At 69.1% G+C, this 12,475-nt stretch carries 9 protein-coding genes; 4 read left to right on the top strand and 5 right to left on the bottom strand.

Going from position 1 to position 12,475, the window contains the following annotated elements:
• Positions 1 to 133: 133 nt before the first annotated feature.
• From AC1DYZ_RS19995 to AC1DYZ_RS19985, 3 genes are all read left to right on the top strand, one after another.
• Positions 134 to 5,749: an Ig-like domain-containing protein gene (locus tag AC1DYZ_RS19995; protein ID WP_477066846.1), complete on the top strand. Its 5,616-nt coding sequence runs from the start codon at positions 134 to 136 to the stop codon at positions 5,747 to 5,749.
• 738 nt (positions 5,750 to 6,487) lie between these two features.
• A complete protein-coding gene (locus AC1DYZ_RS19990; protein WP_477066845.1) occupies positions 6,488 to 7,048 on the top strand; it encodes a VanZ family protein in 561 nt (186 codons plus the stop codon).
• 149 nt (positions 7,049 to 7,197) lie between these two features.
• Positions 7,198 to 7,416 (top strand): hypothetical protein, encoded by a 219-nt coding sequence (locus AC1DYZ_RS19985; protein ID WP_477066844.1) that lies wholly within the window; start codon positions 7,198 to 7,200, stop codon positions 7,414 to 7,416.
• Between the two features lie 201 nt (positions 7,417 to 7,617).
• On the opposite strand, the gene AC1DYZ_RS19980 is transcribed toward AC1DYZ_RS19985, so the two are convergent.
• Complete coding sequence (locus AC1DYZ_RS19980; RefSeq protein WP_477066843.1) at positions 7,618 to 8,832, bottom strand: vanadium-dependent haloperoxidase; 1,215 nt, start codon at positions 8,830 to 8,832, stop codon at positions 7,618 to 7,620.
• A gap of 435 nt (positions 8,833 to 9,267) precedes the next feature.
• On the opposite strand from AC1DYZ_RS19980, the gene AC1DYZ_RS19975 reads away from it, so the two are divergent.
• On the top strand, positions 9,268 to 9,459 hold the full coding sequence (locus AC1DYZ_RS19975) for a DUF1918 domain-containing protein (RefSeq protein ID WP_477066842.1): 192 nt from the start codon (positions 9,268 to 9,270) through the stop codon (positions 9,457 to 9,459).
• Positions 9,460 to 9,533: 74 nt separating this feature from the next.
• On the opposite strand, the gene AC1DYZ_RS19970 is transcribed toward AC1DYZ_RS19975, so the two are convergent.
• The 4 genes from AC1DYZ_RS19970 to AC1DYZ_RS19955 all read right to left on the bottom strand — a co-directional run.
• The gene (locus AC1DYZ_RS19970) at positions 9,534 to 10,439 is read right to left on the bottom strand and encodes a phosphotransferase family protein (protein ID WP_477066841.1); all 906 of its coding nucleotides are present in this window, start codon (positions 10,437 to 10,439) and stop codon (positions 9,534 to 9,536) included.
• Positions 10,440 to 10,486: 47 nt separating this feature from the next.
• Positions 10,487 to 10,897: a nuclear transport factor 2 family protein gene (locus tag AC1DYZ_RS19965; RefSeq protein WP_477066840.1), complete on the bottom strand. Its 411-nt coding sequence runs from the start codon at positions 10,895 to 10,897 to the stop codon at positions 10,487 to 10,489.
• Between the two features lie 46 nt (positions 10,898 to 10,943).
• Positions 10,944 to 11,915: a manganese catalase family protein gene (locus AC1DYZ_RS19960; RefSeq protein ID WP_477066839.1), complete on the bottom strand. Its 972-nt coding sequence runs from the start codon at positions 11,913 to 11,915 to the stop codon at positions 10,944 to 10,946.
• A 13-nt stretch (positions 11,916 to 11,928) separates the two neighbouring features.
• On the bottom strand, positions 11,929 to 12,475 hold a 547-nt coding region (locus AC1DYZ_RS19955), incomplete at its 5' end, for a YihY/virulence factor BrkB family protein (protein ID WP_477066838.1).

Here is a 12,475-nt window from a genome sequence, read left to right as displayed (position 1 = left end):
GTTGAGCGGCGCGCTGGCCGCGCCCGCGGCCGCCGCCGAGGCGACGGCCGCCGTGGTCAGCGCGGCCGTGCCGCTCCCTGCGTCCAACCTGGACTTCGAGTCCGGCCTGACCGGCTGGTCGACCACCGGAACGGTGTCCTCCGGCACGGCGGGAGCCCAGAACGGAAACGGCTTCGCGGCGCTGAGCGCTGGAGCATCGGCATCCGTCACGATCACGGGCCTCGCCCAGGGCAGCTACTCCCTGACGGGGTGGTTCCGCGGCGCTGCGAGCAACAATGCGGCCGCCGTGCGGGTGACCGGCACCGGGGGGCCCGACGCCGTCGCCCTGCTCGACACGAACCTGGCGGGCGGCAGCACGTGGCAGCAGACGGCGCACCGCAACGTGCTGGTCTACAACGGAGCCCTGACCCTGACGGTGACGGCGGGCAGCGCCGCCCTGGCCGTTGACCACCTGGAGCTCACCCTCGATTCCGCGGATCAGTCCGTGGCCAACTGGGGTTTCGAGGACGGCCTGAACGGCTGGACCACGAGCGGCGCCGCGTCGCGCGTCACCACGGGTACGGATGCCGGCGGCGGCGCCGTGCGCCTCGCTGCCGATGCGCAGGTCGCGCAGACCGTAGCGGTCCGGCCGGGCACCCGGTACACCGTCACCGTGCGGGCGCGGGTCGACCGGCAGGACACCTTCGCGACGACCGGGCACTCGAACTGGCGGGGACGGGATGGGGAGCTGGTGTCCCGGACGAGCACCGGTGACCGGGTGAACCTCGGGGTTCGAGGGCTGGATGGCACCGTCCTGCGCCAGGCGCCGTCGGGAACCAGCGGCTGGTCGCTCACCTCATTGACCTTCACGACCCGCCCGACGGACCACCAGGTCGTGCTCTACGCGAACACGATCAAGGACGCGGCGTACACGGCCTCGGTGACGCTGCACCACTCGTCAGGCACGTACGTCGAGGACCCGTGGACCGGCAACGGGGCCGACAGCGCGTACGTGGACAACGCCGACCTCTTCGAGCTCCCCGACGATCAGGTGCGCGGCGCCGACGTGTCCTTCCTCCCGGCCGTCGAGGACAACGGCGGGAAGTACTTCGCCAACGGCGTGCAGCAGGACGCCTTGACGGTCCTGTCGAACCACGGTGTCAGCTCCGTGACCAGCATGATCTTCGTCCAGGCCGGCAGCGGCCTCTATGCCTGGGACACCCTCAAGCAGGTCTTTCAGGGGTGGAACGGGCCGGACGGCCAGCCGATGCCATCCCGGATGATCCCGGGAGGCTACTTCGACAAGGTCCACTCAGCCGACATCGGCGTCCGGGCCACCGCCCTGGGTATGAGCTACCTGCCGAGTTTTCACTACTCCGACTCCTGGATCAGCGCTGCCAAGGCCTACACACCGGCCGCCTGGATGAACGTCGACTACGCCGGCACCCGCACCAACACCGACCTCGCCCACATGAAGGGCATCGTGTACGACTACGTGTACGACTTCATGTCTAACCTCGCGGCGCGGCACGTGCACCTGGCGGGCGTGAAGATGGGGAACGAGCAGAACGGCGGCATCGTCTGGCCCGTCGGCCAGGGCGCGACGTCGGCCGGCCACGCCGCCCTCGTCACCGCGACCTACGACGCCGTCGAGGCCGCCACCCCGGGTGTCGCGCGGTTCGTGCACACCAACAACGGCTACGACCCGGCTGCGGCGACCAGCTTCTTCGGCGGCCTCACGGCCAGCGGCGCCACGTTCGACGGCGAGGCGTACTCGCTGTACGGCGGACGTTCCAGCGGCAACATCCTGAAGATGGCGACGTCCATCATGAGGGACCCGGCACGCCGGTACCGGGACTACGTCAACGTGGAGACCGGTTTCAGCTTTACCCGGTACGCGCCGACCTTCGACCAGCAGACCGCCCAGATGGGTCAGTCGGCGTTCTACCAGAACACCGCAAACGGCCAGTACAACTGGCTGCTCGACTACCTTCAGGCCCCGCTCGACGTCCCCAACCCTTACGGCCAGACGCGCGGCGTCTACTACTGGGAGACGGACTGGACGCCCACGCCGGGTGCTGGCAGCAGTGACGGGGGCACCGCCGACGTCAACAACCGGATCATGTTCAACAACGGCGACGTCAACATCCACGAGATGGGCAGCGTTCAGCCCGGCCGGTCGGGCGACATAATGGACTCGATGTACGCGTACCTGATGCGCGGCGTCCCGAAGGCCAAGGCCGCCACGGCCCGGACGCCGCTGGGGACGGACAACGGTTTCACGGACGGTACCTACTCCGTCGATCCCACCGCCCCTACCAGCATCGCGCTGACGCAGGCGTCCCTGACGTTGTCCGCCGGGCAGAGCCGGCGCCTCCAGCCGGTGCTGCAGCCCACCGACCGGGTCCTCACCGACAGCCACATCGCGTACGCCAGCGCCGACGACGGCGTCGCGACCGTGACCGAGGACGGCTTCGTCCGTGCGCAGGGCGCCGGTTCGACCACCGTCACCGCCACCGACGCGGCAGGCCACAGCGCGACCGTTGCTGTCAGCGTGAGCGCCCCGACGACAGCAGCTCCCGGGGACCTCGCCGTCACCGCCAACGGCAACGCCGTCGCGAACGGGGCGACACTCTCGGCCGCGGCCCTCACCCGGCTGGACCTCGTGGCGACCGTGGCCCGCGCCACGGGCAAGGCCGTGGTGGCCACGTCGTCTGACCCGGCGGTCGCGTCGTTCCTCGGCGAGACCTGGCAGACGCCTCCCGGTCGGCTCGTCCTGCGGGCCGATGCGACGACCAAGGCGCAGCTCGACGTCCACCGAGCCGGCACGACCACGGTCACCGTGGCGACCCTGGACGGCGGGACCAGTGTGCAGTTCACCCTCGTCGCCACGAAGGTCGCCGTGCTGTCCGTCACGTCGAGCAAGGCCGAGAGCACGCTCAGCAGCGGCCGCACCCTGCAGCTCACCGCGACGGTCGCCCCGGCCAACGCGACGTTCTACAAGGTGGCCTGGCAGTCGTCCGACCCGGCGATCGCCACGGTCGACGCGAAGGGCCTCGTCACCGCGGTGGGCGTCGGGGATGTGACGATCCGCGCGGTGTCGGACGACGACCCGACCAAGGTCGGCGTCACGCTCGTGCACGTCCTGCCCGTTCAGGTGGAGGGCATCGTCCTGGACCGGTCGGCGATGACTGTCCAGGTCGGGACGACCAAGACCCTCGGCGCACTGGTGCTGCCGCAGGACGCCAACGACCCGCGAGTGACCTGGAGCTCTTCGGACGACGGCATCGCGCGGGTCGACGCCAACGGTGCGGTGACGGGGGTCGCCCTCGGCACCGCCACCGTCATCGCCACCACGGTGCAGGGCGGGTTCACTGCCCAGGCGACGATCACCGTGCAAAAGGACGCCGTCGAGGTCACCGGGATCACGATCGACCGCGAGCGCTACGCGTTCGTGTCGGACTGGTTCTCGAGCGTCAACCCGCCGCTGGACCCGCCGACGGTGACGCTGCACGCCGCCGTCGCACCCGCGGACGCCACGAACGACTCGGTGACGTGGACATCGGACACCCCGGAGGTCGCGACCGTCAACGCGTTCGGCATTGTCACGGCGGTCTCACCCGGCGCCGCGGTGATCACGGCAACGAGCCAGGACGGTCGAGCTCTCGACACGGCTACGGTTCTCGTGCCGACTCTGAGCGACGACTTCGAGAACAGGGCCGTCGGGGACACCTGGGGTACGGGCAGGGCCGTCAACTACGTCGGCACCATGTCCGCCGCGGTCGCCGCGGACCCGGGTGACCACGTTCTGACCGTCATCGGGAGCGGCACCGGCGGCCGCGCGGTGCAGAAGACGTTCACGCCCGTGCTGCGCAACGACCTCGTCGTGCTCGACTTCGACTGGAACGTCGGGCAGCCCACGGCGTCGAAGGGTGCCTTCTTCACCCTCAACGACAGCAGCGAGAACCGCTACCTGAGCATCCAGACGAACGCGGGTGCCGAGCTCGTCTACAGCACCGGGGGGAAGTCGTCGTCGACGACGACGAACGACCCACTGGCCAACGCCGTACCCGTCGGCACAGGGTTCAACATCGGGAACGTCTCGTACGCGGTTCATGTCGAGATCGACATGGCTGCGCGGCAGGTCACCTTCTCCCTGACCCGCAAGGACGCCCCGGCGATCACGGCCACCCGCACGGTGCCGTTCGCCGCCGGGCAGACGTTCACCGGCGACGTCGCCTCGCTCCAGCTCTGGGCGACGCGCGGATCCGGCACCATGGCGTGGACCACCCGTCTCGACGACGTCAGCGCCTACCAGGCCGCGCCCGTGGCGAAGCGGGTCACCGCCTCCGCCGCGTCGATCAAGCTGATCCCGATCGCGGGGACGCTCCAGGCGCAGTACTCGCTGACAGGGACGGTCGCTCCAGCCTCCGTCTCCCCGGACCTCCTCTTCAGCTCGGCCGACACCGGGGTGGCYGTCGTCAGCCCGGCCGGCGTGGTGACACCCGCCCATCTCTACGACAACCTTGCCGACGTGGTGAGCGGCACGACCACCATCCGGGTGGCGTCCAAGGCGACCCCGTCGGTGTTCGTCGACGTCCCGGTGCGCGTCACGTCCGAGATCAACGCCTCCGAGTTCTTCTGGGTAGAGGACGAGGCCGGAACGCGGGTCTTCGAGGAGGGCCAGCCGTCCGACCCGGTCGCGGTGGCGGTCGGCGCGCAGGGGCAGCTCGTTCCGCGCCTGACCGGCGGCGACGGCAGCACCGACGTCGCAGGGCTCCGGTGGAGCTCGTCCGACCCGAGCGTGCTCACGGTCGACCCGGCTACCGGGCGCCTCACCGCCGTCGACGACGGCCGGGCGACGATCACACTGACCGTCACGCTCTACGCAGGGGAGCCCAAGACGGCCACGATCGCGTACGAGGTCGGGGATGTCGTCGCCCCCGTCACCAAGGTCACCCTCGACCCGGGCACCCCGTCCGGCACCCAGGGTTGGTGGACATCACCCGTCACCGTGACCCTGGAGGCGACCGACGGCGGCACCGGCGTGGCGACGACCCGCTACGCGATCGGCACCGGTCCCTGGCAGGACTACACCCAGCCCTTCCAGGTGGCGGACGACGGCAGCACCACCGTCCGCTACGCCTCCACCGACGAGGCGGGCAACGTCGAGGCGGAAGCTTCGGTCGACGTCCGGCTCGACCGGACCGCTCCGACGGTCGAGCTCGTCGGCGGGCCCAGAGGCACGGTGCTGTTCGGGACTGTCCCGGCGGCCCCGACGTGCAACGCGTCCGACGCGACCAGCGGCCTGCTCAGCTGCGTGGTCAGCGGCTACAGCACGGCGGTCGGCACTCACGAGCTCGTCGCGACGGCCACCGACCAAGCCGGGAATGTCGCCCGCGCGACCCGCAGCTACACCGTGGCGCCGTACACGCTCCTCGGCTTCTACCAGCCGGTCGACATGAACGTGGTGAACACGGCGAAGGCGGGGAGCACCATCCCGCTGCGGTTCGAGGTGCTGCGCGGCGCCACTGAGCTGACCGACACCGCGGAGATCACCTCGATCACGGTCACCACCGTCTCCGACGACCCTACGGCCCCGACAGACGAGATCGAGACCCTCGCCGCCGGTGGCACCGTCCTGCGGTACGACACCACGGCCGGGTCGTACGCGTACAACTGGAAGACCCCGTCAACCAAGGGCACCGTACGGGTACGGATCACGACGCGTGATGGAGGAAGCCTCTCCGCGGTGTTCCGGCTCCGCTGATCGCCGGCGACGAATCGAGGGGGCCACATCACGGCACCGACGCACTCGGCGGGGTGCCCGATCTCACCGTCTACGTCGCGCGAGCGCCCCGCCACCAATGAAACCGGCGGAGATGGGTTCCGTGTTCTCGTGGCTGCCGGAAGATTGAGGGCATGCTTCAGAGATCGGCGCGCACGCGGCCGCGGGGCTCGCAAGCCCCACGTTTACCCCACGAATTCACTGCACGACGACGCTCGACAACAGTCAACGGTGCACGATGTTCACCGCCGCGCATCGCGTAAATTTGCCGATCACAGACGGTTTCACCAGATGGTGCGAGATGTTGGGGGAGACCCCAGCGGCCCCGGAATTCTTCCAGGGGTCGCAGGTTCGAATCAGCCCGACCAGCGTTAGTGCGGGTCAGAGATTGTCGGCAAGTAGAGACGCGCACCGTGCCAACTACGTGCCACCAACAGCCCCGCCTGACGTCATGAGAAGACGCCGGGGCTGATGTCTGATGACACTGACGAGGCGAACACGACCGGCATCGAGACGCACCAACACAGTCGCGATGCCGGTCGAACCGCGGAGTCTCTTGGCTACGCCGCCTGAACCGGAAACACACCTGCTTGTGCTTTCTCCCTGAATCCGGCCGCCGAGGTCAGCGCCAACCCCGCTGGTGCTGGATTCACACTTCAAGACCCGGCGGGTTGGCGCGCCGCTCACTTGTCGCCTGCCGGGTTGCGGAACGATGCTGCGATGACGCCGCTTGGCTACATTCCGGTCGCTGCTCTCGGACTCCTCTTCCTTCTCACACTGGCTGTCGCCGTTGGGGTTGCCACTCCCGCCCTTCGACGTCGGGACCGGGGTCGGGCGGTGCGGAACATGGCCCGCGCACTGCTTGTCGGCGCGGTGTTGGCGGTTGTCGTCCTGACGCTCGCCCTGGTCAGCCGCACTGTTGCTGGCGTGAACCTCCGACCTGGCGCCAGCATCGCCTCGGAACTGGGCAACGTGAACCAGTTGATGGGGATGCTCAACATCGCCGGCCCGGTCTTGCTGTTCGCCCCCATCGGGCTGCTCCTGCCGGTGGCCTTCGGGACCCGGTGGCTGACCTCGACGCTCAGTTGTTCGGGGCTATCGCTCACAGTCGAGGTTGTCCAGTACTTCATCATCGGGCGAAGCGCAGACATCGACGACGTGCTGCTCAACACCCTGGGAGGCGCAGTAGGAGCCGCCCTGGGCATCTTGGCTGTGAAGGCACTTGCTTCGACCCGCGAACCCGGAGCGACCGTGGAGGTTCGTGGTGTCGGGTCGGCGTGAGTCGGTGCGGCAGGTCGCGCCTGTGCTTGGCTGGGGCGCGACGGCGCCCATGCCGATCCGCTTTGGCACAGAGGGCCAGCTTGCTTGGCGCGAGCCTGAATCCCGGCCTGGTCGGAGGAGAGCCAGCGACCTTCGCCTACTCTCCGTCTATGGCTCAGCACCTGCGCGCTGAACGCACGCTTGGCGTGCTTGGGGTGGTCTCGCTCTGGGCGTCGGGTGTTCTGGGAGTGCTCAGCTACTGGGACCTGATCTTCGTGGCGGCTGCTCTGGTCGTGGCGGGAGTTGGTCTCGCGCTCCTGTGGGGTGAGCGAGCAGTTGCGCGACGCAACATGCAGGACCGTCTTGGGTACGACTGGCAGGGCCCCTGAGCGGCAGTGGCTGGCCTCGGCGTCAGCTGACACCGTGCGGGTCAGCTGACTCCAGCCAGGCTGGCAAATCTGCCCTGGGAGACTAACGCCACAGGTGTGCGTGTCGTGGTGGGACGCTGAGGGCCGTCGCCTCCCGCAGGAGGACCCCGTTGAGACGACGCCCGAGCCGCCGAGGGGGCCGGCCCGGATCGGCTGCCTCGCTCAATGTGCGCGTCCGACGGGCTGGAAGTAGTTCGCCGCCATGTAGTCGGCGACATTCCAGCCGAGCTGCTTTGCCTGCTCGTCCGCCGTGCGGAAATGCAGGCCCCCCCAGATGCGGGCCTCGGTGATCTCCGCAATCGACTGCGAGAAGCTACCGAAGGTGCGAGCGCGGGGATCAGTAGCACCCAGTAGCGGCGAGATGCTGGTGATCGTGTAGCCACCCTGGATCACGTCGCCGAAGAACGTCTGCAGGACGCGCGTGTGTGCGGCGTCGAGGCAAAGGTGGCCGGACGGGTGTTCTGGGTAGGGCGCCGAGATGAGCGGAGTCCAGCTGGCGTCTGGCACCGTTGCGGGGTTGCCGTCCTCGGCTGCCCGGGGGATGGCGTTCCACGGTCGCCAGAAGTCCCAGTAGTACTTGTCGTTCCAGCAGTTGATCGCCGCGTCGGCCCCGCTCAGGTTCTCCGTCGCCAGGAGGCGGGCGCTGTCGGCGATGCTGAGCCCGTTCCGCAGGGCGAGGTCCCTCGCGACTTCGTTCCAGCTCGATACGGGCGTGCTCTGCCACCACCGTGCGATGTACGTCTGCTCGCGCGTTCTGACGGCGCTGTTCGCAGCACCGAGCGTCTGGACCTCGTTGAAATCCTTGGCCCAAGCGGCGCTGGTGAGCGCGTTCGGACCGGGTGTGCGGAACTGCGAGGAGGTCTGCATCAGGAAGGGCTCCACGCCGCCCACCCACGGCGTGGGATCGAGGATCAGCTGCCCGGCCGCGTTCGTCTGCGGCCACCAGTGCCCCGGAGCAGTGTTCGGCACCCACTGCGAGGGCCCGAAGCGTCCGTCGTCCTGGCGGGCGGCGATCATGGCGCCGGCTGCGGCGTCCCCGGCCGCGACCCCCTGGGTCTTGAAGGGGCCGTTCGGGACCTCAGCCAGCGAGGTCGCATATTGCGTGGCGAGCGAGTCCAGCAGGGTCGCTCTGGCCGGGGCCGGGAGGTTCTGCACGGTGGACACGATGTTGCGGAGGACGCCGTAGGCCGCGGTCGCCACAGCGGCGTCCTTCGAGGCACGGGCGGAGAAACGCCGGTCCAGGAGGTACGGCCTGTAGTGCTTGGGCTCGGTCGCGTTGACGGCGTCGTACACGGCGCCCTGGACCATCGCCACGTGTACCTGCGCAGCGGGTGGGGCACCTCCTGCAGGAAGGGGCAGCCCGATGAGGGTGTTCACGGCGATCGTGTTCCACACCGTGACGGGGTTGCTGGGAGGATCCMCGCGCGCCGGAGTCGACGTTGCGCTCAGAAGGAGCACCACGGCAGCGGAGGCTGCCATCAATCGAATCGATTTCATCGCGTCCCCATCTCATTGGCGGGGACTCGACCAGCGCTCGGAGGGCCCTCGAAGCGGTCTTGTGCTCCTCAGCCAACGACTTCCGACGTGGGTTGGCAATCACGTTCGTGGGTGATCTTCGAGGCATTTTGTGGCCCGTTTGTGCGGCCGCCCAGACGGTGGTCGACGAGGATCGTCACGTCATCCTGGGCGTCACCTTTGCGGGGGCGGACGTGACCGAGCTGCACAGGTCACGAGAGACCACAGGCCAATTGCCACCGCCTGCCTGTCGCCTTGACCGGCCCGTCGTCCTAGCCTGGATGCGAGGTGATACTCGTGCGCGCAGAGGTCGGGGACAAGGTGGTCGTCCACGGGCGGACCGTCGGTGCGGCTCCGCGGACAGGCACCGTGGTGGAGGCTCGGGGGAGCGACGGTGGGCCGCCGTTCCTTGTCCGGTACGAGGACGGGCACGAGGCTCTCGTGTTTCCCGGGCCGGACGTCCATGTGGAGCACCAAGCGCGGTCCTGACTCGGTGCGTCGCAGCGTGCGACGTTCGGCTCGGCTCTCGACGGCTGCTCGCCCAGCCGGACTCGAGCGCCGGGTTACGTGAGGGCTGCCAAGAGCGCGGCGGTGTCGGCCCGGTGCCGGGCGGTCGTGGCCTCGTACTCCAGACACCACAGCAGCTGATAGATCGTTGCGCGGGCAGCCCAGCCATCGTCGGGTTGCACGCTGGCCCGGTAGACGGACCAGAAGGTCCCATCGGTCATGTCGTCCCAGAAGGCCATCCGCGCGAGGTCGCACTCCGCGGAACCAGCCCAGGCCTTGTCCCAGTCGAGCACGGCGACCAGGTGCCAGCCGTCGCCGGCCTGGCGGAACAGCAGGTTGGCGTGATGGAGGTCGTCGTGCGTGAGCCTCGGTCGAGGGTCGGTGCGGAACAGTTCCCAGTGCTGCTGGAGGACCTGCTGGGCGAGCTCCCTGTTGCTGCCGTCACGGATCCGGAGCGAGATCCGCGCCTGCAGCGCCTCGACGAGCCCGCCGTCGCCGATAAGGGCTGGCCCGACGAGACTGCCGAACCCGGGCATCGCCACGGTCTGCATCGTCACGAGCATCTGCGCGATCTCGGCCGAGGCGCTCACCAGTTCCGCGTCCCCCAGCTGCGGCCGCACCTTCCTCCACTCCGTACCCTCGACCTGCGCCTGGATGACGTACTGGAGGAGGACGCCGGCGGTCGTCTCTCCCACTGCGATCACGTCGGCCACGGGAACTCCGGCTCGACGGGCGAGGTCCTGCGCTGTGGCGGTCGCCGTGTAGTCGATCCCTGGCCGCGCATGGGCGGGCGCCAGCTTCACGACGAAGCGCGCGGTGCCCGACGAGACGCGGAACACCGCGCGGGTCTCGCTGACGGCGATCGTCTCCACCGTGCGCGCCGCGCCGAGGTGCGCCGCGACCACCTCGTGGAGGGCGCCCAGCCAGGCCGCGGCGTCCCTGTCACGCTCCGAAATCGTCACCCGTCTCTACCCGCCACTCGGGGCTCCGGTGCGCCCGCTCCCCTCGCTCAGCCGACGGCCGGCTCGGTCACCGTGTCGGCGTGACGGTGGGCCACGCGCCACTCACCGTCCTCGCGCCGGTACACCTGCGTCGCGCGCAGGGTGAACGTCCGCGGCTGACCGTCGACGGACACCGAGGTGTGCTCGCGTCCGGCCGTGTAGGCCATGTCGCCCACGACGTCGTGCGCCAGCAGCTCGAACGCGTAGGAGGTGCAGTCCGAGAAGGTGCTCTCGAGGAAGCGGAAGATCTCCTCCACCTCGGCCTGCCCGAAGGCGTCGCGCCACGCGCCCTGGATGCTCACCGGCTCGTTGCGGGACCAGATCGCCCGCCGGGGGTTCGCGTCGCCGCCGAGCAGGGCTCGCTCGGCGGCGACCAGCGTCGTGGTGACCCAGGCCAAGAAGTCCTCCCGCTCGGTCATCACCCCAGGATGCTCGCGATCGCTCCGGGTGGACAGGGCCTCGTCGCTAGGTCGTGGCGCGTTCCGGAGACACCGGGCCGTACAGCGGCGGCTGCATCTCGGCCATCTCGAGGTCGGCCGTCGCCTGGATGAGGGCGAGCAGCTCGGTGTCGACGCCCGGCGAGAACTCCTCGTACCGCTCGACGGCGATCTTCGACGGCACGCCCTCGGGCGCCTGCTCGGTGGCGTCCAGCTCGGTGCCGTCCTTCGACGGCGACATTCCCTGGAAGATCCGTCCCGCCTCGGACGACGCCGTGAGGTCGAACGTGTACTGCTTGCTCTGCAGCCCGAGGTCGACCAGCTTCTTCACCTCGGGGAACTGCTCGGCGTTCGTCTTCGGGATGGGCAGGACCGACGCCCAGTTGACGCCGAGGGTCTCCAGGGCGCGGGCGTAGGCGTTCTCGTGCGCCTGGTCGCGGACGATGAGGTACGCGATGGTCGAGCGGGCGGTCTTGTTCGCGGTCATCTCGTAGATGCGGCACTTCTGCAGCCGCCCCGTCGACTCGAGCATGAGGTTGTAGAGCAGGTCGAGCACGAGGTTGCCCGAGTTGTAGACGTAGGAGCCGCTCCACGGGTTGCCCGCGGAGTCCACGGGCAGCGCGCCCTGCGAGGCGACCAGGTAGTGGTGGATGTTGCCCTGGTCCAGCGCCGACGCCAGCGGCGTCGCCCCGCCTGCGCCGGGCTTGTCCAGCGGGTCGGACTTCTTGCCGTTGTACCGCGGCGAGCCGTCGAGCAGCCGCGCGATCGTCGTCCCGATGAGCTCCACGTGGCTGATCTCCTCCGTGCCGATGCCCTGGAGGAGGTCCCGGTACGGCTTCGCCTTCGGTCCGCGGAAGTTGATGCTCTGGAACAGGTACTGCATCATCGTCCGCATCTCGCCGAACTGACCCCCGAGCCCCTCCTGGAGAGCGTTGGCGGCGGCCGGATCCGGCTCGTCGGCCTCGATGTCGTTGATCAGTCGCTGCACGTGCAGGTACATGAGATCTCCTTGGTCAGTCGTCGGCGTCCGTCGTGCTGTCGGCGCCGCGCGACTCGCGCAGGGCGCGACCGAGCCGCACGTCCTCCTCCTGTTTGGCCTGCTTCTTCTCGCTCGCGCGGGTGTCCCGCGGCGGAAGCTGGATGGTCTTCTCGGCCTCGATGCCGCCCTGCAGCTGGCGCCCGCGCTCGACCTCGGCGTCGAGCTCCGCGCCGAACAGGAGAGCCAGGTTGGTGATCCACAGCCAGAGCAGGAACACGATGACGCCGGCCAGGGAGCCGTAGGTCTTGTCGTAGCTGGAGAAGTTCGCCACGTAGAACCCGAACGCGAGCGAGGCCAGCACCCACACGACGAGCGCGACGATCGCGCCGACGCTGATCCAGCGGAACTTGGGCTGCCGCACGTTCGGGGTCGCGTAGTAGAGGACCGCGATCGCGACGACGACGAGTGCGACGATCACCGGCCACTTCACGATGTTCCACACGGTGACCGTCACGTCGCTGAGCCCGATCGAGGCGCCGACCGACCGCGCGATGYCGCCGGACAGGACCACGGCCACGACG

This window comes from Cellulomonas sp. P1_C4, assembly GCF_056406355.1.
The sequence above is the reverse complement of the archived record's forward strand: the minus strand, read 5'-3'. Positions and strand labels throughout refer to the sequence as shown.